22 protein-coding genes and 1 tRNA gene are annotated in these 23,685 nt (G+C 32.4%); 10 read left to right on the plus strand and 13 right to left on the minus strand.

Features of this window, described 5'->3' with window-relative positions; genetic code table 11:
* Position 1 precedes the first annotated feature (1 nt).
* The gene (locus AMO19_RS00280; protein ID WP_002806330.1) at positions 2-277 is read right to left on the minus strand and encodes an HU family DNA-binding protein; all 276 of its coding nucleotides are present in this window, start codon (positions 275-277) and stop codon (positions 2-4) included.
* Between the two features lie 624 nt (positions 278-901).
* On the opposite strand from AMO19_RS00280, the gene AMO19_RS00290 reads away from it, so the two are divergent.
* Positions 902-2,935, plus strand: coding sequence for a glycogen debranching protein (locus AMO19_RS00290; RefSeq protein WP_075506855.1), 2,034 nt, complete (start codon positions 902-904; stop codon positions 2,933-2,935).
* Here AMO19_RS00290 and AMO19_RS00295 read toward each other — a convergent pair.
* A tRNA-Gly gene (locus tag AMO19_RS00295) sits at positions 2,936-3,006 on the minus strand.
* A gap of 112 nt (positions 3,007-3,118) precedes the next feature.
* Between AMO19_RS00295 and AMO19_RS00300 the strand changes: the two genes are divergently transcribed.
* From AMO19_RS00300 to plsY, 5 genes are read left to right on the plus strand one after another with little or no spacing between them, the layout of a single operon-like run.
* Positions 3,119-4,465: an MFS transporter gene (locus AMO19_RS00300; RefSeq protein ID WP_075506874.1), complete on the plus strand. Its 1,347-nt coding sequence runs from the start codon at positions 3,119-3,121 to the stop codon at positions 4,463-4,465.
* Positions 4,466-4,474: 9 nt separating this feature from the next.
* Entirely contained in the window at positions 4,475-5,230 is a 756-nt protein-coding gene (locus tag AMO19_RS00305; RefSeq protein ID WP_075506856.1) for an MlaE family ABC transporter permease, read from the plus strand.
* A 4-nt stretch (positions 5,231-5,234) separates the two neighbouring features.
* Positions 5,235-5,639 (plus strand): DUF3119 family protein, encoded by a 405-nt coding sequence (locus AMO19_RS00310; protein ID WP_075506875.1) that lies wholly within the window; start codon positions 5,235-5,237, stop codon positions 5,637-5,639.
* A 35-nt stretch (positions 5,640-5,674) separates the two neighbouring features.
* On the plus strand, positions 5,675-6,685 hold the full coding sequence (locus AMO19_RS00315; RefSeq protein ID WP_075506857.1) for a DUF3086 domain-containing protein: 1,011 nt from the start codon (positions 5,675-5,677) through the stop codon (positions 6,683-6,685).
* A 5-nt stretch (positions 6,686-6,690) separates the two neighbouring features.
* Complete coding sequence (gene plsY, locus AMO19_RS00320; RefSeq protein ID WP_075506858.1) at positions 6,691-7,284, plus strand: glycerol-3-phosphate 1-O-acyltransferase PlsY; 594 nt, start codon at positions 6,691-6,693, stop codon at positions 7,282-7,284.
* On the opposite strand, the gene pyrF is transcribed toward plsY, so the two are convergent.
* Genes pyrF through AMO19_RS00335 form a run of 3 tightly spaced genes read right to left on the minus strand, consistent with a single transcriptional unit; the run spans position 7,268 to position 9,584 of the window.
* Complete coding sequence (pyrF, locus tag AMO19_RS00325) at positions 7,268-7,996, minus strand: orotidine-5'-phosphate decarboxylase (RefSeq protein ID WP_075506859.1); 729 nt, start codon at positions 7,994-7,996, stop codon at positions 7,268-7,270. The genes plsY and pyrF overlap by 17 nt on opposite strands.
* A gap of 6 nt (positions 7,997-8,002) precedes the next feature.
* On the minus strand, positions 8,003-9,241 hold the full coding sequence (tyrS, locus tag AMO19_RS00330; RefSeq protein WP_075506860.1) for a tyrosine--tRNA ligase: 1,239 nt from the start codon (positions 9,239-9,241) through the stop codon (positions 8,003-8,005).
* A gap of 19 nt (positions 9,242-9,260) precedes the next feature.
* Positions 9,261-9,584: a DUF1825 family protein gene (locus AMO19_RS00335; RefSeq protein WP_075506861.1), complete on the minus strand. Its 324-nt coding sequence runs from the start codon at positions 9,582-9,584 to the stop codon at positions 9,261-9,263.
* A gap of 149 nt (positions 9,585-9,733) precedes the next feature.
* Between AMO19_RS00335 and AMO19_RS00340 the strand changes: the two genes are divergently transcribed.
* Both AMO19_RS00340 and AMO19_RS00345 read left to right on the plus strand, forming a co-directional pair.
* Positions 9,734-10,345 carry a hypothetical protein gene (locus AMO19_RS00340; protein WP_075506862.1) on the plus strand — a complete coding sequence of 204 codons (612 nt, stop codon included), beginning with the start codon at positions 9,734-9,736 and terminating at the stop codon, positions 10,343-10,345.
* Positions 10,346-10,369: 24 nt separating this feature from the next.
* On the plus strand, positions 10,370-11,842 hold the full coding sequence (locus tag AMO19_RS00345; RefSeq protein WP_075506863.1) for a leucyl aminopeptidase: 1,473 nt from the start codon (positions 10,370-10,372) through the stop codon (positions 11,840-11,842).
* An 11-nt stretch (positions 11,843-11,853) separates the two neighbouring features.
* Here AMO19_RS00345 and msrA read toward each other — a convergent pair whose 3' ends face one another.
* From msrA to purC, 7 genes are read right to left on the minus strand one after another with little or no spacing between them, the layout of a single operon-like run.
* Positions 11,854-12,456, minus strand: coding sequence for a peptide-methionine (S)-S-oxide reductase MsrA (gene msrA, locus AMO19_RS00350; RefSeq protein ID WP_075506864.1), 603 nt, complete (start codon positions 12,454-12,456; stop codon positions 11,854-11,856).
* 16 nt (positions 12,457-12,472) lie between these two features.
* Positions 12,473-13,651 (minus strand): lipid-A-disaccharide synthase, encoded by a 1,179-nt coding sequence (gene lpxB, locus AMO19_RS00355; protein ID WP_075506865.1) that lies wholly within the window; start codon positions 13,649-13,651, stop codon positions 12,473-12,475.
* Positions 13,648-14,490 carry an acyl-ACP--UDP-N-acetylglucosamine O-acyltransferase gene (lpxA, locus tag AMO19_RS00360; protein ID WP_075506866.1) on the minus strand — a complete coding sequence of 281 codons (843 nt, stop codon included), beginning with the start codon at positions 14,488-14,490 and terminating at the stop codon, positions 13,648-13,650. Before lpxA ends, lpxB begins: the two co-directional genes overlap by 4 nt.
* A 4-nt stretch (positions 14,491-14,494) precedes the next feature.
* Entirely contained in the window at positions 14,495-14,953 is a 459-nt protein-coding gene (gene fabZ, locus AMO19_RS00365; protein WP_075506867.1) for a 3-hydroxyacyl-ACP dehydratase FabZ, read from the minus strand.
* A 17-nt stretch (positions 14,954-14,970) separates the two neighbouring features.
* Positions 14,971-15,807, minus strand: a complete 837-nt coding sequence (gene lpxC, locus AMO19_RS00370) for a UDP-3-O-acyl-N-acetylglucosamine deacetylase (RefSeq protein ID WP_075506868.1) — start codon at positions 15,805-15,807, stop codon at positions 14,971-14,973.
* Entirely contained in the window at positions 15,808-17,946 is a 2,139-nt protein-coding gene (locus AMO19_RS00375) for a BamA/TamA family outer membrane protein (RefSeq protein WP_075506869.1), read from the minus strand.
* Positions 17,947-17,982: 36 nt separating this feature from the next.
* A complete protein-coding gene (purC, locus tag AMO19_RS00380; RefSeq protein ID WP_075506870.1) occupies positions 17,983-18,717 on the minus strand; it encodes a phosphoribosylaminoimidazolesuccinocarboxamide synthase in 735 nt (244 codons plus the stop codon).
* 134 nt (positions 18,718-18,851) lie between these two features.
* Between purC and purD the strand changes: the two genes are divergently transcribed.
* Together purD and AMO19_RS00390 are read left to right on the plus strand one after the other, a co-directional pair.
* Entirely contained in the window at positions 18,852-20,183 is a 1,332-nt protein-coding gene (purD, locus tag AMO19_RS00385; protein WP_075506871.1) for a phosphoribosylamine--glycine ligase, read from the plus strand.
* A 4-nt stretch (positions 20,184-20,187) separates the two neighbouring features.
* Positions 20,188-22,254, plus strand: coding sequence for a HAMP domain-containing sensor histidine kinase (locus tag AMO19_RS00390; protein WP_075506872.1), 2,067 nt, complete (start codon positions 20,188-20,190; stop codon positions 22,252-22,254).
* On the opposite strand, the gene kaiC is transcribed toward AMO19_RS00390, so the two are convergent.
* Positions 22,251-23,685, minus strand: a 1,435-nt coding sequence (gene kaiC / locus AMO19_RS00395) for a circadian clock protein KaiC (protein ID WP_075506873.1), incomplete at its 5' end; no start/stop codon positions are given. The two genes, AMO19_RS00390 and kaiC, sit on opposite strands and share 4 nt — an antisense overlap.

The following is a 23,685-nucleotide window of genomic DNA, read 5'->3' on the forward strand; positions in this document are numbered from 1 at the left end:
ATTACCCTTGAACTCTATCCTTAAAAAGTTTACCTGCAGAAAATGTTGGAACTCTTTTAGCAGGTATTGCTATTTTTTCGCCTGTCTTAGGGTTTAATCCCTGTCTTGCAGAACGATCTCTTGGCTCGAAAGAACCAAATCCTAGTAAGGAGACTTTTTTGCCTTCCACTACTGAATCAACAATAGTTTCAATAGCTGCATCAACAACTAAAGAAACATCAGTTTTTGTGAGCTCTGTACGAGCAGCAACTAGGTTTACTAAATCAGCTTTGTTCATTGAATTGTTTATAAAGCAGAGATTAAAAGACAAGTGTTTTAAGCAAGCCTAAAAACCTCGAACTTGCATATCATATGGAGCAAATACAAATACGGCAACCGAAAATGCCGGCGGCGCAAAGCTTTATACAAATCTTAGGGACATTTTTAGCTCCATTATTTATTTTTATAGCCTCACTTTTTTCTTATATAAAAGAAGCCTATTTAACTATAAAACAGCTAAAACCATTGGTAGCACTTGATTTGTCCTGGAAAAATCTAACTTAATTTATCAAAGAGAAAATGTCAAAGATAAATAAAGTTAAGAATTTGAACCATTTATTATGTTTTATTAATTTTCAGATATATTTCCTTCTCATCACATGAAAAAGCATAATTTGTATTTTGAAATCAAGAAAAATCTGGTTTTCTCACAATTAAGCTTTCTCTCTAAATCTTTTTAGTAATTAAGAAAATAGATAGACAAATTGTAATTAATTTGGGAATTAATAATCTCAAACTCTAATAAAGTTGATTAGTGAAACCTTAAATTTTAGTTTTTTTTCTTAATTTTGTATCTATTATTCTAATATCAGTAATTTGAATAAATTATCTCAGTATTTAATTAATCAATGATAAATAGAAAGTGACTAATATCAAAAAAGGTAAACCATTTCCCTTAGGAAGTTCTTTAACTTCACAAGGGGTTAATTTTTCCCTAGTAGCCACGAATGCAGAATATGTAGAAATCTTATTATTTGAGGAAGAAGGATCTATTTCCCCAAAAAGTATATTGAAACTAGATCAGAATCATAATACAGGTCCATACTGGCATGCAGAGGTAAAAAATCTTAATAAAGGTTGTATTTACGCTTTTAGAGTAAAACAAAAAAATAATGCGATCAATAATAACTATGAAAAAAAAGTATTACTCGATCCATGTTCAAGAGGTATAACTGGGTGGGAAAGTTATAAAAGAGAAAATGCATTAAAAACGCAAGAAAATACTAATTCTTGTCTTAAAAGCGTTGTTTGCGATAGAAAATTATTTAATTTCAAGGATTTTCCAAGACCGAAACATTCTTGGGAAGAAACAATTATTTATGAACTTCATATCAAATCCTTCACTGAATCAACTGATAAAACTGAAAGTTGTTTCAAGAAATTTTTAAAAAAAATTCCATACCTCAAAGAACTGGGAATTACATCTATCGAATTACTTCCAATTTTTTGTTTTGATCCAACTGATGCACCAAATGGTTTAGAGAATTTTTGGGGTTATAGTCCAATTAATTGGTTTACCCCGCATTTTGAATACCTTTCTAATGAATCAGCTGAAAAGAATAGAGAGGAATTTAGAAAATTTGTAGAGGAGTGTCACAAGGCAGACATTGAAGTTATTTTAGATGTCGTATACAATCACACTTCTGAAGGAGATCACAAAGGACCTGCGATATGTTGGAAAGGTATAGATGAAAACCTGTATTACTTTATTGGGAAAGATAAAAATTTTCAGGACGTATCAGGTTGTGGTAATACTATTGCGGCAAACAGAGGATTAGTTAGAAAGCTAATAATTGAATCATTAAAGTGTTGGGCGAGTGAATTTGGTGTAGATGGTTTTAGATTTGATTTAGGTATTGCCTTATCAAGAGGAGAAAATCTCTCGCCACTGGATAATCCTCCAATTTTTGAAGATATAGAATGTGAACCAGAACTTGTTGATATAAAGTTTATAAGTGAGCCATGGGACTGTGGTGGTTTATATAAATTAGGTGATTTCCCATCTAAGAGAACTTTCACTTGGAATGGTCATTTTAGAGATGATTTGCGAAGATTTTGGAAGGGGGATAAAGATACAGCTTGGAATATGAGCGATAAAATCAAAGGTACTCCATCAATTTATAAAGAAGATACTATTTTGCCAAAATCAATAAACTTTATTACTTCACATGATGGATTCACTCTAAAAGATTTAGTAACTTTCAATAGAAAACATAATTTTGCCAACAGAGAGCAAAACAGAGATGGTGATAACCATAACAATTCTTGGAATCATGGTATAGAGGGGCCAACTACAAATTTATTAATTAATGATTTAAGAAAAAGACAACAAAAAAATCTTATTCTTAGTTTACTTATCTCTAAAGGTGTTCCAATGATACTTATGGGTGATGAGATAGGAAGGTCACAAGGCGGTAACAATAATTCTTGGTGCCAAGATAATTTATTGGGCTGGATGAATTGGGAACATGCTCAACAAGATTTGGGATTATTAGAATATTTTAAATACGTCATAAAAATCCGAAAAAAACTAATAGACATTTTTAATCCATCATTCTTCCCTAATAATCAAACAAATGAAAATATTCCAACATACCATTGGCATGGAACAAAGTTAGATAATCCTGATTGGAGTAGTTGGTCTCATACAGTTGCTTTTAGCATTAACAAAGGAATAACTAATCCGCTGGTATGGATTGGTTTAAATGCTTATTCAAAAAGTATCGATTTCCCCTTGCCGAAATGTAAATATAATTGGTTAAAAGTTGTTGACACTAGCATGTCTGAAATTTTTGAACCCTTAACTATCAATGAAAAATTTGTTTCAATAAAGAGTAGAAGCTCTTTATTAATCATTTCAGAAGAAGTATTTGGGGCAAAAAATAATTTACTCTGAAGCGGGCGGCGGGAATCGAACCCGCATCTTCAGCTTGGAAGGCTGAGGTTTTACCACTAAACCACGCCCGCATTAAGTAATAGAATTACCATTGCAATAATACATTATCAAACAATCAACAAAGCAAAAAGATTGGAAAATTCACACTCGAAAAAAAATATTAATAGATCAACAACAAGATTAATGTTCTCTTATGGGCTAGGAGATGCAGGCACAGGTTTAGTCGCGACGCAGTTTGGTTTTTTTCTGTTCAAATTCTTTATTTCTGCTGGTTTACCAGTAATAATTGCAGGTTCATTATTAATGTTAATAAAGATATGGGATGCCGTAAATGATCCGTTAATTGGATGGTTAAGTGATCGTACTAAATCAAGATGGGGGCCTAGAATCCCTTGGATGGTAGTAGCATCTGTTCCGCTTGGGTTCTCTTTGGCTGCGATATGGTGGACACCCACTGGCTCAGTGCTAACCAAGACTATTTACTATGCAATAATTTCTATAGTCGTAATGACTGCTTATACAAGTATTAATCTTCCTTTTGCTGCTCTATCCACTGAAATTTCTGAAAAAACAGCAATAAGAACAAGACTTAACGCATCTAGATTTACTGGCTCAATAATTGCAGGACTAACTGGTTTAATAATTGCTGGAGTTGTATTGGGTTCTGAAGGATCAGCAAATAATGAATATTTTTTAATGGGTAAAATAAGCGGATGTATTGCAGTTGCTGCAACATTAATTTCTTGCTGGGGATTGGCTCCATTTGCTAAAAAAGCAAGAAGGCCTTCAGGAAAAGTTGAAGCTATAACACTTCAATTCAAAAGGATCTTCAGAAATAAAAAATTTCTAAAAGTTATTACGCTTTATATTCTTCTCTGGTGCGCCTTACAATTGATGCAAACAGTAGCGTTAATCTATTTAGAGGATGTACTTAATGTACCAACATATATTGCTAAGTGGATCCCGATACCTTTCCAAATTAGTGCTTTAGTGGGTTTACAAATATGGACAAGAGTATCAAATAAATTGAACAGGATTTCAGCTTTAAACTATGGCGCGATAATATGGATTATTTCATGTACTGCAGCTTTATTTTTACCTTCACTATCAAAAATTTCAGGAGTTGGAGATAGTTTATTCCTAAATGCCGGCAATATATTTCTCTTCATTCTTTTAATTTTCATAATCTGTCTTATTGGAATTGGAGCTTCAACCGCTTTTCTTATCCCTTGGTCACTACTTCCTGATGCAATAGACGAAGACCCAGAGAAACCGGCAGGATTATATACTGCTTGGATGGTACTTATTCAGAAGATTGGTATCGCGTTTAGTGTTCAATTATTAGGATTTTTATTGTATTTATCAGGCTATCAATCATGTTTTATTGATAAAGATGGTCTAAATATTATTGAACAATGCTACTCAGCACAATTAACAATTAGATTATGTATTGGTTTTATACCCTCAATACTGGTAGTAATTGGTCTGTTAATCATGAGAAAATGGGATCGAAAATTAATTACAAACTAATATAAAGATATGTATTACCTTAATTTTTTCAAAAGACTTCTAAGCAGTTTAATCATTGGCGGGCAAGCAATTAATTTTATCTTTAAGGGTAAAATTTCTAAAAATGATCTCTTTGACCAACTTTTGGAGTCAGGTCCTGGCAGTTTATTAATTGTATTAATTACAGGAATTGCCGCAGGTACAGTTTTTAATATTCAAGTTGCATCACAACTTACAAGTATGGGGGTTTCAAGTGAAATTGGAGGTTTATTAGCTGTAGGCATGGCAAGAGAAATGGCTCCTCTTCTAACTGCTACTTTAATGACTGGGAAGGTTGCCACTGCCTATGCTGCTCAACTGGGCACTATGAAAGTCACAGAACAAATTGAGGCAATAACCATGTTAAGGACCGAACCGGTCCAATATTTGGTAGTCCCAAGGTTACTATCGATGGTAATAATGTCTCCAATACAGTGTCTTTTGTTTTTATCTGTAGCTTTATGGAGTGGACAAATTTGGAGCACAATTTTTTATAAAGTTCCTCCAATAGTTTTTTGGACATCTGTAAGATCAGGTAATGTGAGTTTAACCAGTGCAGACTTAACTTCAATGTTAATAAAATCTGTAGTGTTCGGATTACTTATTTCAATAATTGCTTGTGGATATGGACTTACAACCAAAGGAGGTCCTAAAGAAGTTGGAACAAGTACAACAGGTGCAGTTGTAATGACTCTCGTTACTGTATCTTTAATGGATGTATTACTAACGCAAATTTTATTTGGATGATTCTATGTTTAATACTAAATCAAAAAAAGAGGATCCAGTAATAATATCTCCTTCATTTCAGTTGCCAATCATTCTAATAGTTTTAAGTTTTATGCTTTTGTTTTTGAATATTGGTTCTTTGCCAACAATAGTTTTTGCTTCTTTTAGCTTTTTTTTATTACTTCAGTCATTCACCTTAAGAATAAAAATAACAAACGATGATTTTATCGTTTTACAATTAGGGAATGAGATTAGAACTTTTCCATTCAAGAACTGGATATCATGGAAATTCTTTTTCCCTATAATCCCAGGTATTTTTTATTTTAGAGAAAAGTCCAGTCCTCATTTATTACCAATTTTATTTAATCCAAAGCAATTAAAAGATGAGCTTATGAAAAAAGTTGACTCCCTAGAAATTAAAAATTCTTAAAATTCAGACTTTGCCAAATCATCAAAATTATTTAAATGACCAATACAGAAATTTCCGACAATAATCCTGAAAAGGAATTAAAAATAGATAAGTCAATTTCAGATGATAAAACAAAACAAATTAGTAAAAAAAATTCAACTCAAAATAAAAAAATTACACCGAAAAACGATAAATCTACAAAATCTTTTGATGAAATTTCTAATGAAATTTTTAGAGATCTATTTTCAAAAAAAGATTCTTTAGTTAAAGAAATAAAAGAGTTGGAAACAAAAAAAAATGAAATAGAAAAAGATATTGAGTCTAATTTTAAAGGACAGTCAGATAATATTGCTAAAAGAGTTAAAGGCTTTCAAGAGTACTTAACTGGAGCTTTGCAGAATCTTTCACAAAACGTAGAGAAACTTGAATTAGTTTCTCAACCAATAATCGTAAAGCCTTCTCCCCTTGATGAGAAAAAGCAAGACAATATCACAAATAATGTAGTTAATGTTCCCGCTCTTTCCGAGACATTTAAGCCAGATGAAGAGATTATAAAAAGTTGTTTTTCAAGTTTCACAGAACAACCCGACTTTTATGCAGAACCTTGGAAATTAAGACGGAGTCTTGATTCCTCAGATATAGAAATTATGGATGATTGGTTCTTTAACATGGGCGGAAGAGGTTCTCTTGAAAGTAGAGGTTCTCGACAAAAAAATGCCTTGTTATCAGCAGGCTTAATATCTATTCTTGGCGAATTATATGGAGATCAATTTCAGACTCTTATTTTAGCTTCGCAGCCTGAAAGATTAGGTGAATGGAGAAGAATTCTTCAAGATTCACTTGGTCTAACAAGGGATGACTTTGGACCTAATAGTGGGATTGTTCTGTTTGAAAGGCCTGAAGGTGTCATCGAAAGAGCTGATAGATTAGAAGCCAATCAAGAATTGCCATTTATTATCATTGACGCTGCAGAAACTTCTGTTGAAATTCCAATACTTCAATTCCCATTATGGGTTGCATTTGCTGGTTCAGAGAATGAAATTTACGATGATCTTGAACTAAACTAAGGTTTATGAATATCTTAATAATTTTTACAAGTTATCTTTTAGGATCACTTCCGACAGGTTTTTTAATTGGAAAATATATCAAAAATATAGATCTAAGAACTATGGGTTCTGGATCTACGGGTGCCACAAATGTCTTAAGAAATGTTGGGAAATGGCCAGCACTTTTTGTTTTTATCATTGACGTTGGGAAAGGCCTTATTGCAGTAAAAATTGCTCAATATTATACAGATCAAGGATTAATAGAGGTAATAGCAGGGATATCCGCTATCGCAGGACATATTTGGCCAATATGGCTTAGAGGTAAAGGAGGGAAAGCTGTTGCTACTGGATTAGGGATGTTTTTAGCTCTTTCTTGGAAAGTTGGACTCGCATCTCTTGGCATTTTTTTAATAGTTCTAACAAAAACTAAATTTGTTTCTTTATCCAGTATTTCAGCTGCAATCTTACTTCCTATTTTTATGTTTTTTTATCTAAATAAATTTATGCACTCATACTTTTTTATAAGTTTAATTGTGGCGTTATTAGTAATCTGGAAACATAGAACAAACATAACAAGATTGCTTAAGGGAGAAGAATCAAAAATTAATCAAAATCAATAGATTTAAATATTTCTATTAGAGCTTTATTAGGATCTATAGCTTTTGAAATTGATCTGCCAATGACTAACTTAGAAGCGCCATTATCTATAGCTTCATAGGGAGTCATAATTCTATTTTGATCATCTTTATTGTCTGCATTTAATCTGATACCTGGTGTAATAAGTTCAAAGTTATCCTTATAAATAGATCTCAACATTTTTACCTCCCAAGGGGAACAAACACATCCATCTAATCCGGCATCAAAAGACAACTTTGCAAGTCTCAATACATTTTCTTCAATTGAATTATTTCTATCAAGATCAGTTTGAAAATCTATAAGAGAAAAGCTTGTTAAAACAGTTATTCCTATAACCAATGGAGGTTTTACACTAACTGAGGCAGCTCCTTCTAAAGATGCTTTTTTCGAATCCTTAAGAGCTTTTAAACCTGCTGAAGCATGAATAGAAATTATATCAACCCCTAATTTTGAAACTTGGAAACATGCCGCTCGCATGGTATTTGGAATATCATGAAATTTTAAGTCTAGAAAAATTTTTTTATTTAAACCTTTTAATATTTCAATAACCCTCGGACCTTCCCTTACAAAAAGTTCCAAACCAACTTTCACCCACCTAATATTAGGACATTTCCCCAAAAGTAATTTTGCTTGACTTAAATCTAATCCATCAATTGCCAATATTATTTTATCCTCCGAATTAAATTTATTATTCATCAATTTTCAGTTTTCAAACCTCTTAATTATTTTTTTTCCAATTTGCAAAATTTTTCCTTCCAAATCATTTTTTGAATTAAAAACTAAATCAGGATTCATTACTTTCTGACTATCAATTTTTACACCCCCACCTTTAATAGATCTTTTGGATTCGCTGCTAGATTTAAAAAGTTTAAGAGCACTTAATAAGTAGAAAAACTTTACTGGAAAAACTACTTCTTTTAAAGAAATCTCTGGAATTTCTCCAACTTTTTCTTTGTGTCCAAGGAATAATTTTTCGCAGTTTGATTGCGCCTTTAATGCTTCTTCGGACCCATGGAATAAAGTGGTAACTTCTAAAGCCATTCTTCTCTGTAATTCACGAGGATTTGAGTTTTCCAGAAAACTTAAATCTAATTCAGTAAGTAATTCAAAATAGGTGGGTATTATATTATCGGGTACTTTTTCTAATTTTGAATACATTGAAAGAGGATCTTCAGTTAAACCGACGGTGTTAAATTCAGATTTACTCATCTTCTTAATTCCATCTAAACCTGTCAAAATTGGCAGCAGAAGACCAAATTGAGGGTCTTGTTTAAAATGCCTTTGAAGGTCTCTTCCTATTGCAATATTAAATTTCTGATCTGTGCCTCCAAGCTCAATATCTGATTGAACAATTACCGAATCGTAACCTTGTAAAAGTGGATATAAGAATTCATGCAAAGCAATTGGGATTTGCGATGTGTACCTTTTATTAAATTCCTCCTTAGCTAGCATTTGACTAACTGTTGCACTCCCCATTAATTCAATGATCGAATTAAGATTTAATCCTTTTAACCATTCACTGTTATATCTAATTTCTATTCTATCTTTTGAATCAAAATCTAAAATTGATTCATTTGCTGGCCTTCCCATCCCTAGTTGGGTTAAGTATGTTTTTGCATTATCCTTAACTTGTTTTTCCGATAACTGAACTCTTGTTTTGTTTTTTCCAGTTGGATCTCCAATTTGAGCAGTAAAATCCCCAATAATTAAAACTGCAATATGTCCATTATCTTGGAATGCCCTAAGTTTTTTAAACAATATGCTGTGCCCAAGATGAATATCTGTTCCAGTTGGATCGATGCCAAGTTTAACCCTTAATTTTTTATTATTTTTTTTCGCATGATCAATTATCTCCGAAAAGGTTTGATCTGTTCCCTTAATTGGAAAATATTCTTCTATTCCTCTTGACAGCCATGATGGCAATTTTAAATTATCTGTCATGAAGCTTTAACCGTTAACTTTAAGAAGTTTTATCAAGTTCATCCTTCATTCTTATTAAGGTTTTATTCATTTGATCAAACATTTGATCAGGAGTAATCCCAAATTGACTTAACTGTGTCTTTAATTGTTCTACTGTCATTTTTGCTTGAAAATCTTCAGACAATTCAAATCTCTTCATAAAAACCTTATAACTATCCATGAGTGATTCCATTTTTTTTATAAACATTTTTTTTCCTTCTCTGTCAAATTTTCCATAATCAGAACCAAGTTTCATAAGTTCTTGGTAATTTGTAAAAAGCTTTTTAGCTTCTTCTTGAACGATGTCTGACTCAAAGAATCCCATTTCTATTTTTTACTTCGCAGATTAAGGCTCAATTACAAGATAACAAGAATCTTTTAAATTGATTAGAAGGTTAATAAATTTTAGTTTATAAATAATTCTTTGATTTATATTTTTTCAGAATTAAATTTAGTAGACATGTTTCATAAATATTGGAAAAATTTAACGTAAATAATATTTCAAACCAAAATAGACAATTTGAATTATTTGGTTCAAATGTAAATACATCAATTAATTTTCAACATTCAAATAATATAAAAATCAAAGGCGAAATCTTAACTGACTGGAGGGATAGAATCTATAATCATCAATTCAAAATTTCAAAAGATACTCATAACAAAACTTTGTACCAAACAAGTCTTCCTATAAATACAATTTCCGATGAAAGAAAAATTGATCCGTTTTCCTTACAGCCATTATCATTGAACTTTTGGAGAACCAATCAATATATACACAATGGGCCAGCAATGTATTTTGTAATTGACTCGATGGAGAGTTCTAAAATAATCCTTTATATAGGAGAAACAAATTCAGCAAATAAAAGATGGAAGGGAGAACATGACTGTAAAAATTACCTCACGAACTATAAAGAAGCCCTAGCTCATAACAAACTCTCAAGTCACCAAGATATTCGTTTCTTCTTAGATGTACCTAAAGAAGTAAAATTAAGACGTAAATTAGAACAGCAACTGATATATTTATGGTTACCACCTTTTAATAAAGAAACTCGAGATAGGTGGGCAACTACTTTCACAAACAACTAAAAGTTAATTAAATCCATTTAACAAATGCAATTTTCCACATTCCAAAAAAATCTAGATAACTGGCAAGGTGCTTCATTAATTTTTGGAGTTTTAGAGGAAGAAATTTCAAGCCAACTTGAAAATATAAAATTTGTTATTGACCCAAAATTATTACTAAAAAAAGTTACTCAAAAAAAATTTAAAGGAGAAAAAGGAAAAATTTTAAGCTTTGAATTTTTAGATCAAAAATTAGAAACTTTAATCATACTTGGTCTTGGCAAATCGAATGACCTAAATAAAAGTGATATTGAAAATTCTATAGGAAATCTAGTTAGGAAAACAGTCGATAAAAATGAAAAAATCAGCATCTTGCTACCTTGGGAATTTATAAATTCACAACTAGAAATAAATCAATTAGCAGAGTCAGCTAGATTATCTGCCTATAACGACAATAGATTTAATAAGAAAAGAGATGAAAAGAAAGTTCTTAAAGAAATAGAGTTTTTAAATTTAAAAGAATCTGAGAATATTAGCTTTGAAGAGACCGCACAAATATGTGAAGGTGTAGAACTAGCTAGAAGACTTGTAGCCGCCCCTCCAAATAGTCTTACGCCTCAAGAAATGTCTATACAAGCTTCTCAAATAGCTAAAGATCATGGTTTGGAAGTAAAAATTTTAGAGGCAAAAGATTGTGAAGATTTAGGAATGGGTGCATATTTAGCTGTAGCAAAAGGTTCTGATCTAGATCCAAAATTTATACATCTTACTTTAAAGTCAGAGGGGCCTATTAAAGAAAAGATTGCGCTTGTTGGTAAGGGTTTAACCTTTGATTCGGGAGGATACAATCTGAAAGTAGGAGCATCTCAAATTGAAATGATGAAATATGATATGGGCGGAAGCGCTGCAGTTTTAGGAGCGGCAAAAGCACTTGGAGCAATGAAACCAAAGGGATTAGAAATTCATTTTATTGTGGCATCTTGCGAAAACATGATAAATGGATCTGCAGTACATCCTGGAGATGTAGTTAAGGCATCTAATGGTAAGACAATTGAAATAAATAACACTGATGCAGAGGGCAGACTCACATTAGCTGATGCTTTAACTTACGCATCAAATTTAAAACCAGATTCAATAATAGATCTCGCAACTTTAACAGGAGCTATTGTAGTTGCATTAGGGAATGATGTAGCTGGATTCTGGAGCAATAATGATGATTTAGCAAATGACCTAAAAGCCGCATCAGCCCTGTCTGGAGAAGAACTATGGCAAATGCCTTTACAAAAATCTTACAAAGAAGGTTTAAAGTCTCATATAGCTGATATGAAAAATACAGGCCCTAGAGCAGGTGGCTCAATAACTGCTGCTTTGTTTTTAGAGGAATTCTTTGATAAAGAGATTAAATGGGCTCATATTGATATTGCTGGGACTTGTTGGACTGACAAGAATAAGGGAATTAACCCATCAGGTGCAACCGGTTTTGGAGTTAAAACTCTTGTTCAATGGATTAAAAATAAATAACTATATTTAAATCATTCATTCCAAAGATTTGTTGATCTAGCGTTATCTCCCCATAATTTATCCAACCTCTGATCTCTCCCACATGAGAATCTATAGAACTTATATTTTAATTCATTTCTCTCAGCGAAATCCTGATGATATTCTTCAGCTAACCAAAATTGACCTTTTGATTTAAGTTCTACAGATATTTTTTCTAATGGCACACGCAATTCATTAGAGGCGGAAGCAACTGCATTTATTGCATCACTTTTCTCATTTGCATCTTTGAAAAAGATCACTGGCCTATAAGAATCTCCACGATCACAAAATTGACCCTTGCCATCCAGAGGATCAATATTTCTGAAATAAAGCCTAAGTATCTCGGGCAAAGTTACCAATTTGGAATCATAGTTTACCAAAACCACTTCCTGATGTCCTTCATGATTTTCGTATGTAGGATTTTGTAAATCTCCACCTGAATAGCCACTTTGTACAAAATTTATCCCCTTGAGTGACTCTAAATCATGCTCTAAACACCAAAAACAACCTCCTCCAAGAATTAATTCCTCTGCAAAAACGTTTACAGGGTTAATAAATATTGAAAGAGTAATTATTAGAGATAACAAATATTTCATTTTTTTATTATAAAGTTCAAATAATAGAATTAATAATCTCTTTAGCAGCTCTCTGGACTACGCCCTTTTCTCCTAATTCTTTTTTTAAAAAAGCATAACCTTTTTTAATTTTTATTTTTTCTGACTTCCCATCAAGAATCCTACAAGATTTATAGAAAATTTTCTTTTCATCAAAGTCCTTTTGTACAAACTCAGGGATTATTAATTTATTAACTAACAAATTTACAGGTGAAATAAATTTTACTTTAAAATTGAGTATTTTTTTAGCAATAAAAGCAGTTACCCTACTTACTCTGTAACCAACGATCTGTGGGATTCCATATAAAGCTAATTCCATATTAACTGTCCCAGATTTGCAAAGAGCAATTTTAGTTAGGGAATAAATATAAGGCTTTAATTTCGCACTATCTTTTTGAGAAATAACAAGTCCTTTAACTTGATATTTTCTAAAGGCTTTTTTGAATATTTCATCAAAAGCATCCCGACAGGAGGGAATATAGACAACCAAACTTGGATATTTTTGTTGTAATTTTTTAGCCGATTTCATAAAAGTAGGTAATACATATCTCAATTCTTGAGGTCTTGATGCGGGCATTAAAAGTATGATGTTTTGATTTGGGCGAAGGTTTAAGATAGTTCTAGCATCTTTCTTGAGAGGAAGTTTTTTTGTTAAATCAATCATTGGATGTCCAACCCAAAAAACATTTCCGCCCCTCTTTTTGTAAAACGCTGCTTCTTTCTTAAAAATTGCAAAAATTTTATCAGAAAACCTTATTAGATTTGTTGTAGTGTTATTGCCAACCCTCCAAGCCCACTCTTGAGGAGCAATGTAGTAAAAAATTGGAATTTTAGTCTTCGATCTTTTTAATTTAGTACCAATTTTTATATTAGGTCCCATATAGTCAATCAAAATTAAGCAATCAGGAGGATATTTTTTTAGTAATTTATAGAACCTTGTTTGAATTCTTATCGTTGGGATAATAAGAGGTAAAGCCTCCCAAATTCCTATTGCACTAATTGATGTAGTATCTTGAAGAATTTTTACACCTTCTTTCTTCATCCTTTCCCCGCCTAATCCGCAAATTTCTAAATCTATAGATTTTTTTTTAGCTTCATCTAATAATGCTTTTGATAACAAACTTCCGTGCAAATCTCCAGAGACTTCTCCAGTACTTATAAATATCTTTTTATTCATACATTCACTACAGGCATTGGTCCTCGTCTTTCTTTAGATATTGACTCTTTTAAAAAATTACATAATTTTGAAGATGAAATATCTAATTTTCCTGCCATTACTTTTTCTAATGAATTTGAAATCGCATCATTAGATTTAAAAAGTAGATTCCAAGTACTTTGAAGTAATTTTAAGTCAAAATCTTTATTTTCCATTAGACCACTTCTCTTAATTCCTATCCTGTTTAAACCTCTCAATCTTCCTGGATGCCCTTCGGCCAAACAAAAAGGAGGTACATCTCTATCTACTCTAGTCATCCCTCCAATCATTGCTAAATATCCAATATGTACAAATTGATGAATACCTAAACAACCACCAATAATAGCTTTATCTTCGATCTTCACATGGCCCGCAACTTGAACACTATTTGATAAAACTATCCTGTTACCGAGTTCACAATTATGTCCGATATGAGTATAAGCCATCAACAAATTATTATTCCCAATAATAGTTTTTTCTCCTTCATCAGTTGCTTTATTAATAGTTACACATTCTCTGAAAGTATTGTTATCTCCAATAATTACTTCAGTGTGGGCCCCTTTATATTTGAGGTCTTGGGGGTCAAAACCTATAAAAACACTTGGGAAAACTTTATTGTTTATACCAATCCTAGTTCTTCCTGAAATAACGGCGTTAGGTCCTATTTCGGTACCTTTTCCTATAGTCACATCAGGACCGATAATAGCTCCTTGAGAAACAATAACCCCATCATGTAATTCGGCACTTGGATCAACATAAGCATTTGGATGCACTTTTACACCCGTAAAGCTTTCATTTAATTCAGTATTTTTACTATCCATATCCCTAATCAACTAATGAAAACATTAATTCTCCAGCGCAAACCAACTGCCCATCAACATGCGCCTCACCTTTAACCTTCCCAAATCTTTGTCTTTTAATAGATAATAACTCACAAGAAATTATCAATTGATCACCAGGCACAACTGGTTTTCTGAATTTAACATTATTGATTCCAGCGAAGACGAAAAGTCCTTTAGGAAGATCGGGCATTTGCGTTACAATTATTCCACCAACTTGGGCCATTGATTCCACAATAAGAACCCCAGGCATCAAGGGTCTCTCAGGAAAGTGTCCCTGAAATTGAGGCTCATTTATAGTTACATTTTTTACTGCAACAGCTCTCTCCCCAGGAATATTCTCTATAACTTTGTCCACAAGAGCGAAAGGGTATCTGTGGGGTAATAAACCTAGTATTTGCTCAGAGGAAAGTTGATTATTTTCACTGGATAATTTCTTTTCCAAAACAATTAAAGATAAAGTTAATTTTTTAGCGATGAGGCCAATAAAGCATTTAAAGAATGTGATCCTTTATAAACTAAAATTTGAGCCTTAGGTAACCCTACCAAAGCCAAGTCCCCAATTAGGTCTAAAATTTTATGTCTTATTGGTTCATTATCAAATCTTAATGGTGGATTAACCCATTTATCACCATCACAAACAAGGGCATTTTCCAAACTCCCGCCTTTTATTAATCCAAGTTCACTTAACTCTTGAAATTGATCTTTAAAACCAAATGTTCTGGCAGGCGCAATCATTTCGACAAAACTTTTTGGATTTAAATCAATTACAAAAGTTTGATTTCCAATTGCTTCATAGGCAAAACTTATGGTGGATATAATTGTAGTTTTTTCAGAAGGAGTTGCTGCTATAACTGAGCCTTCTTTATTTAAAATTATTGATTTATTAATTTCTCGGAAAAAATTATCTGGTCTAGGTGCCTTTTTTATTCCCACTTCCTCAAAATCTCTAACCCACTGGATTGCCGATCCATCTAAAAGAGGAATCTCTTTCCCATCAACCTCAATATGTATATAACTCAACCCGCACCCTGCCAGTGAAGATAATAAATGTTCTATAGTATACAAATTTCTTACTCCTAATTTAACGGCAGTGCAAAGCATCGTACTACCAATTAAATCCTGAGTTAACTTAAAAATCTCGTTAGGTTTATCGCTAAAAGAGACATAATATCCTTCTTTCTCATATGAAGAAATTTTAACTCTTGTTTTTTCTCCACTATGTAGGCCTATGCCCTCTCTGGAGATAACACCAGCCAAGGTATAGCAAGAATCATAATTAGGAGGCCAGGAAAACACTTAAAACTTCCATCCAACTCCAAGTGTATATCTCCAATCCCCACTTAGTTCCTTGCTAGCAACATCTAATCTTAATGGACCTATTGGCGTTTTTATCCCAACTCCCCCTCCAAGGGAAAAACCAGAGCCTGATTTTTGCAATAATTTACCGGGTTTTCCAGGGACTTCCTTTTGAGAGCCTAGATCACTTCCTGCATCGACGAATAAAGCTCCAGATATCATTCTCCAAACAGGGAATCTATATTCTGCTGTACCCTCAATAAAACTTCTACTTACTGCCAAATCACATGATCCCCAACCTCTAACAGATGATGTTCCACCCATACAAAATGCTTCGTAAGGAGGCAATTCCCCAAGAATAGTACCGGCTTTAAATTGAAATCCAATAGCTTGAGGACAATCTTCACTATCAGCATTACTAGATTTGCATGCTTTCGTTAAATTTATTATTTTTGTTGGTATGAAAAATGAATATGAGGCTCTCATTCTATTAAAAGTTGGAGAGTTTTTTCCCATTGAAATAAATTGTTCGGTACCAAAGCTAAATTTATTTCCTGATGTTGGGTTGATGGGATTGTTCAAATTATTTCTAGAAGTATTTGCAATAAAACTCACTAATGTATTTTCTTCAGGGCATGAACCATCATTTGGAGTAAATCCAATACAAATAATATCGCTTATATTGTTTCTGGTTGTGGTTGGCGTTAGGTCACCATAAGGTTTTTTGTTCCCATCACCATCAATCATCTTTACTTTCTTAAAATTCATCCCTGCAAGGACTCTCCATTTAGCAACCTTAAATGGGTCTCCACCATTTAATGGCCTTGAGAAAGAAAATCCACCTCCAGTTTTTTCTAAAACTATTGATGAAAAAGTATCTGAGCTAGATGGTGTTTGATCATCTACTGCATATAATTTTCCATTATTTTCACTTTTAAATTCTTGTGGATAATCTCTACTTAAAAAAATATTTGTTCTAAAAGATGTTTTATGTTTATCTCCTTTAATCCATGGATCAGATAAAGAAAAATTATAGGTAGTTGAATATTCGCCAAAATTTAGATTTAAATTTGTAGACCATGCTCTTCCTAGAGCATTTGTTTCCTGCAAACCAATTGATGCGAAGATACCTGAACCATTGCTATAACCAAGTCCACCTGTTAACGATCCTGTTCTTTGCTCACTCAAATCTAAAAAAATTATGACTTGATCAGGACTTAAATTATCAGGGCCAAGTGAAACCCTTATATCATCAAATAACGATGTGGCATAGAGTCTACCGATATCAGCTTCTAAAATTTTTCTATTAAAAATGGTGCCAGGTTGTGTTTTTAATTCTCTCTTTATGACCCAGTCTTTTGTTTTCCCTTTTCTAGGTTTTCCATCAATAATAAATTCACCATCAGAATTTGGGAATCTTATTTTTACGTCAGATATAATGCCCTCAGATACTTTTAATATTACTATTCCGTTCTCTGAGATTCTTTCTGGGCTTTTAATTCTAGCTAAAGAATAACCCTCTTTTTCATAACGTTCTTTTATTATTTCTATCTTATTTTGAAATTCCTTTAGGTTAAGAGTTGTCCCATAATAATTTTTAAAAATATCATCTACGTATTCATTGGAGACTATAGAATTTATTGGTTCAAGCTCAACTTTCTTCAAGATTGGATTAGGCACTACATTTACTATTAGCCTCACACCTAGTGGCCCTTCTTGAGAATTTATTTTAACTCCTGAAAACCAACCACTTGCATATATTGCATTAAGATCTTGATTTAAAATTTGGTTATCAACAATACTTCCAGGCTTTATGCTCATGGAATCATATGCAGCCAATTCAAGTTTTCTACCCTCAGGATGATTTTCCCAACCTTCGATAATTATTTCTGAGATAAGAACACTCTCTTCACTAGTATCATTATTATTTTCTGCAAGAAGAAATTTCCTCTCTTTATTATTTTCAATTCCTTGAAATAAAACATCATTAATATTTGTTATTTCTAAGGTTTTTATTGATTGATCAACGTCATTTGGCAAATATTTAGCAGCCAGTTCTAAATTATTTGATGTCAAAATCAAGGGTGAGCAGGCAACATTTATGAATACCTTTCCAAATTTTAAAAAATATTTTTGCATAGTACTTGTGATTAAGATAAATAAGTCATTATTTTTTCAATTAGGTTTAAGAAAATCGTTTATTCTTCGGTGGATTTCAGTATAAGCTTCAATTAGGCCACCTAAATCATTTCTAAATCTATCCTTATCAAGACTTACAATTATATCATTTTGATTAAGATCCCACAATCTACAATTGTCAGGACTTATTTCATCCCCAAGAATAATATTATTTGTAAAATCATAACCAAATTCCAATTTAAAATCTACAAGTTGAAGTTGAATATTTTTAAAAAAACTTTTCAAGATTACGTTAATTTGTAGGGTTAAATTTATTATTAACTCTAAATCATGAGAGCTTAATATATTCATTAATTCAATTCTATCTTTTGTGAGAAGGGGATCATTAAGTTCATCATTTTTAAGATAGATATCAATTAATGGTTTTGATAACAAAGTTCCAGGTTTAATAGTTGTTTGTTTGCATAAAGAACCATAAGCAGTATTTCTTAGAACGATTTCTAATGGAATTACTTTTATTTTTTTTGCAATCATCGTATTTTCATTTTCAAGTTCAATAAAGTGAGTTGGAATATTATTCTTAATGAGAATCTCAAAAATTCTTGCACTTATTAAGCAATTAAGTTTGCCTTTACCTTCGAACTTTTCTTTTTTCAAAGCATTAAACGCTGTAGCTTCATCTTTAAATTCAATTTTTACTTTATTTGCGTCATCATGAGTAAATACTTTTTTTGCTTTGCCTTCATAAATCAACTCATATTTATTATTCATTAACTTAAAACCTCATTATTATTACTAAAGTGTTTTTTATAATTAACATAATTATTAGAGGCCAACTTTAAATGATTTATTTTCATTTTAACTGATTATTCATCGAAACCTCATAACCTAAAAAAAACAACTATATGGTAATTCATTCACCTAGTTCTAGGAACTTTATTAGATTAGAAAATATTTTGATAATTGGAAATGGCGGGAGAGAAAACTCTTTGGCTTGGGCTATTCAAAAAAATGAATTAGTTAAAAAAGTTTTTTTGATACCTGGTAACGCTGGTTCAGAAAGAATAAATAAATGTGAAAGAATAAAAATTGATATAAATAATAAAAATGAACTAGTTGGTAAGCTTGATTTTTTGAAGATAGATTTAGTCATTATTGGACCAGAAATACCTCTGGCAAATGGATTAGCTGATTTTCTTCGAAAAAAAAATTTTAAAGTGTTTGGTCCGAATAAAGATGGAGCAAAACTAGAATTTAGCAAATCTTGGGCGAAGGAATTTATGCAAGATGCAAATATCCCAACTGCAAATTTTTGGAAAGTCAATTCTCTAGAAGAAGCCAAAAAAATTATTAATTCATCATCAATTCCACTTGTAGTAAAAGCTGATGGTCTAGCTTCAGGTAAAGGTGTTTTTATTCCTAATTCAAAAGAAGAATGCTTTAAAGCAGCAGAGACAATTTTTAATGGAAGATTTGGTAACTCTGGGAATGTAGTTGTTCTAGAAGAAAAAATTCAGGGGCCAGAAGTTTCAGTTTTTGCTTTATGCGATGGGAAGAGATATACATTACTTCCAACGGCCCAAGATCATAAACGACTTAATGAAGAAGATAAAGGTCCAAATACAGGAGGCATGGGGTCTTATTCTCCTGCCCCATTATTAACAGAAGATTACCTTGATAGAATTATTAAAGAGATAATTGAACCTACAATAAATGAGCTTAATAAAAGAAATATTGACTATAGAGGCGTAATTTATTTTGGGTTAATGATCACAAAATCTGGGCCTAAGGTTATAGAATATAATTGCAGATTTGGTGATCCAGAATGCCAAACAATAATGCCCTTAATGGATCAAAATTTTGTATTTCTTTTAGAAAAATGCTCAATGGGAAGTTTAACTGGTGATGAAAAAATTAATACTTCTGATAAGGTTAGTGGTTGCGTAATAGCTACCTCCAAAGGTTATCCTCACGAATATAAAACTGGCTATGAAATAAAAATAGGTAAGATTGATTCAAATGATTGTCAAATTTTTGACTCAGGTACTTCTTTTAGTGAAAGTGGGAAATTATTAACTGCTGGAGGAAGAGTTTTAAGTATTGTCTGTCAAGATAAAGACTTCGATACGGTTTTTAATAAAGCATACAAAAATTTAAAAGAAATTCATTTTGAGGGTATTTACTTTAGAAATGATATAGGTCATCAAGTGAGGAAAAACTTTTCTAAGGAGAATTAATCTTATGGTGGATACCAATAATCGAGAAAGTAGAAAATATAACATCACTGATAATGAAGACATGGATACTAACTATTGGATTAATGGACTTCTCGCTTGGTGGAGTGGGTTCAGTTTAAGAACAAAGTTATTAGCCATAGCTACTCTTGTTGTAAGCCTCCTAATGACAGGAATAACTTTTTTTGCATTAAATAGTATTCAAAAAGATGCAGGTATGAATGATACTAGATATGCTCGAGATCTTGGCTTATTGTTATCTGGGAATGTTACAGAATTAGTCGCTAATAACCAAAAAAAAGAAATTTCAAATGTAGCTGAAAAGTTTTGGAGATCAAGTCGAAACTTGCGTTATATATTTTTTACTGATGCTGAAGATATTGTTCAACTTGGGATACCGATCAGTGCAACACCAACGAGCTCAGACAGTCAGTTTCAGCTTACTCGAAAATTAAAACTACCTTCAGAATTGAAGAAGAGACCACAATTTCCTTTGGTTAGGCAGCATGCGACACCTCAAGGTCAAGTAACAGATGTATTTGTTCCAATGTTGTGGAAAGGCAAATATCTTGGAACTTTAGCTTTAGGAGTCACCCCTAATAAAAAAGCACTAGCCAGTGCTGCCTTAACTAGAGAAGTAACCATTGCAGTTTTTATCTCTATTTGGGTTTTAGTAATACTTGGAGCTGTATTTAATGCACTGACTATTACAAGACCAGTCAGAGAATTAGTAAGAGGTGTTAGAGAAATTTCAAGAGGAAATTTTAAATCCAGAATTTCTTTGCCCATGACAGGCGATCTAGGAGAACTCTTAAATGGATTTAACCGAATGGCAACACAATTAGAAAATTATGATGAAGCTAATATAGAAGAACTAAAAGCGGCTCAAATCAAGCAGCAATCATTAATAGCTACAATGGCCGATGGCGCAATATTATTGGACTCACAAGGTAAAATTGTACTAACTAATCCAACAGCAAAGAGATTATTTCGTTGGGAAGGAAGATTTCTAGAAGGGAAACATTTTTTAAATGAAATCCCCGAAATTTTATCCAACGACTTACATACAAATATAGAATCAATCTTAAACAGGGAAAAAGAAAAGGACGATTTAAGATTCAGTTTAGGAGAGCCAGCAAGAACCTTAAGAATTGTCTTGCAATCAGTCTTAGATACAAATAAGGTTGAATTAAAAGGAATTGCCGTGACAATTCAAGATTTAACTAGAGAAGTTGAACTTAACGCTGCACAAAATAGATTCATAAGCAATGTATCGCATGAATTAAGGACACCACTTTTTAATATCAAAAGTTATGTAGAGACCTTACATGATTTAAAAGATCAGCTTTCCGATGAAGAACAAATAGAATTTTTAGGAATTGCAAATTCTGAGACTGATAGGTTAACAAGACTTGTTAATGATGTATTAGATTTATCTAGATTGGAGTCTGGGAAAATTGTTCAGCTAGAGCAAATGGACATAAAACCTGCAATAGAACAGACTCTTAGAAATTATAGACTTAATGCTTCAGAAAAAAATGTTTCATTAGCTCATGACATAGAGGAAACTATTCCTCCAATTCTTGGAAATTTTGATTTACTTTTACAAGTTTTTGATAATTTACTGGGAAATGGATTGAAGTTTAGTCCAAAAAACAGCGCCTTAATTATAAGAGCTTATACTTGGCCAGATTCCTGTCCTGCTTTCCCTCCAAGTATTAAAAACGATGAAGCCCCTCAATGTGAATTAGTTTCACCACTTCCAAAAGTAAGAATTGAGATTGCTGATACTGGCTCAGGAATATCTCAGGCTGATCAAGAAAAGATATTTGATCGTTTTTATAGAGTAGAGAATTCTGTTCATACCGAGCAAGGAACAGGTTTAGGTTTATCTATAGTGCGAGGAATAATTGAAAAACACGGTGGGGAGATTCGTATGGCTAGTGAATTAGGAGTAGGAACAACTTTTTGGTTTGATTTAGCCTTAGCGCAATCTGATAAAGATGAATTATTGACAAAAGCAATTAATAATTCAGATTCTTTTCCAGTTTCTGAAATTAAAGAAATTATCTAATTATTGTCTATTCCTTTAAAAACATTTTGAACATTTTGATCAGGCACAACTCTATGAGGCGCACCACTAAATATTTGTTCAAAATTAGAAAAAGAATCCTTTATTTCTGGTCCACTATTTGTAATAATGAATTCTCTTATTCGCTTATCATGCCATGAACCCCTCATTTTGAAAACATTTAAAGCTCGTGCCATCTCACCTTTTATTTCTACATATTGAAGCAACAATATGGTGTCTGTAATGGTTGAGATGTGAGAATCAGTTATAGAATGACTTCCCATAAATTCTTCCGCAGTATTAGTAAAAAAGCCTGCTATTTCCTCTTGTTTTGTATATCCGGTAACAGCAATTACAAACTGTCTAAATGCATTCAAACTTACACCTCTGGCTAATGCAGAGAGAGAGTCAATTGCCATTCTTTTTGGTTTAAATTGATTAATTTGCGTTTTTATAATTTGTAAGTGATCCTCTAAACCTGTTGATTCAGGATATGCACAAATAATTTTTAATAATCCATCACTTTCCATTTTTTCAAAATCTATGCCCCAGCTAGTAGCATTCCTAAGTAATTGAGCCCTAGATTCTTCATATGCAAAAAGTATTGCTCTTTCATTATTGTTATAAGCATCTTCAACAAATTTTGATACAAGCATTGTTTTGCCCGTACCAGTTGCTCCAGTGGCGAGAATAATGGAATCTTGAAAATATCCTCCACCACACATATCATCAAGATCTTTAACTCCAGAACTAATCCTAATATTTGAGGATCTCTGCGTTAATCTCATTGCTCCTAAGGCAAACACACTTATTCCGTCCATTCCCATAGTGAATGGATATTCACCTTTCATATGTACAGTACCTCTTAACTTAAGAACTTCTAGAGTTCTTCTTCTCTTCTCTGACTCAAGTACATTTCTTAATAAGACAACATTATCAGATACAAATTCTTCTACACCATATCTAGCAATTGGTCCGTAATCATCCACCCTTTCAGTAGTCATAACTGTTGTCACGCCTATTTCTTTTAATCTTGCTATCAATCTAAATATTTCCCTTCTAACAACGTAAATGGCATCATACTGTTGAAAGACAGCAGTTATTGAATCTATAGCAACTCTTTTAGCTTTATATTTTCTAATTGCATAACTAATTCTTTCAATAAGACCAGACAAGTCAAAGTTACCAGCGACATCCTGACCATCAGGATCAGGAGAAGCGTCCAAAATAAAAAGTTTATTTTGATCAATTAATTCTTGTAAATCCCAACCAAAACTTGCGGCATTTCTAATAATATCTAAGGGAGATTCCTCAAATGTTACAAAGATTCCAGGCTCATCAAAATTACAAATTCCATGGTGTAAATATTGCAGAGAAAAAACAGTTTTACCAGTTCCTGAGGTACCACTAACGAGCGTACTTCGAGATACAGGC

Source organism: Prochlorococcus marinus, assembly GCF_001180245.1.
Lineage (GTDB): Bacteria > Cyanobacteriota > Cyanobacteriia > PCC-6307 > Cyanobiaceae > Prochlorococcus_A > Prochlorococcus_A marinus_F.

Coding starts and splice junctions, on each gene's coding strand:
- AMO19_RS00280 (WP_002806330.1), bottom strand. CDS start 277: ATGAACAAAGCTGATTTAGTAAACCTAGTTGCTGCTCGTACAGAGCTC.
- AMO19_RS00300 (WP_075506874.1), top strand. CDS start 3,119: ATGTTCTCTTATGGGCTAGGAGATGCAGGCACAGGTTTAGTCGCGACG.
- AMO19_RS00305 (WP_075506856.1), top strand. CDS start 4,475: ATGTATTACCTTAATTTTTTCAAAAGACTTCTAAGCAGTTTAATCATT.
- AMO19_RS00310 (WP_075506875.1), top strand. CDS start 5,235: ATGTTTAATACTAAATCAAAAAAAGAGGATCCAGTAATAATATCTCCT.
- AMO19_RS00315 (WP_075506857.1), top strand. CDS start 5,675: ATGACCAATACAGAAATTTCCGACAATAATCCTGAAAAGGAATTAAAA.
- plsY (WP_075506858.1), top strand. CDS start 6,691: ATGAATATCTTAATAATTTTTACAAGTTATCTTTTAGGATCACTTCCG.
- pyrF (WP_075506859.1), bottom strand. CDS start 7,996: ATGAATAATAAATTTAATTCGGAGGATAAAATAATATTGGCAATTGAT.
- tyrS (WP_075506860.1), bottom strand. CDS start 9,241: ATGACAGATAATTTAAAATTGCCATCATGGCTGTCAAGAGGAATAGAA.
- AMO19_RS00335 (WP_075506861.1), bottom strand. CDS start 9,584: ATGGGATTCTTTGAGTCAGACATCGTTCAAGAAGAAGCTAAAAAGCTT.
- AMO19_RS00345 (WP_075506863.1), top strand. CDS start 10,370: ATGCAATTTTCCACATTCCAAAAAAATCTAGATAACTGGCAAGGTGCT.
- msrA (WP_075506864.1), bottom strand. CDS start 12,456: ATGAAATATTTGTTATCTCTAATAATTACTCTTTCAATATTTATTAAC.
- lpxB (WP_075506865.1), bottom strand. CDS start 13,651: ATGAATAAAAAGATATTTATAAGTACTGGAGAAGTCTCTGGAGATTTG.
- lpxA (WP_075506866.1), bottom strand. CDS start 14,490: ATGGATAGTAAAAATACTGAATTAAATGAAAGCTTTACGGGTGTAAAA.
- AMO19_RS00375 (WP_075506869.1), bottom strand. CDS start 17,946: ATGCAAAAATATTTTTTAAAATTTGGAAAGGTATTCATAAATGTTGCC.
- purC (WP_075506870.1), bottom strand. CDS start 18,717: ATGAATAATAAATATGAGTTGATTTATGAAGGCAAAGCAAAAAAAGTA.
- purD (WP_075506871.1), top strand. CDS start 18,852: ATGGTAATTCATTCACCTAGTTCTAGGAACTTTATTAGATTAGAAAAT.
- AMO19_RS00390 (WP_075506872.1), top strand. CDS start 20,188: ATGGTGGATACCAATAATCGAGAAAGTAGAAAATATAACATCACTGAT.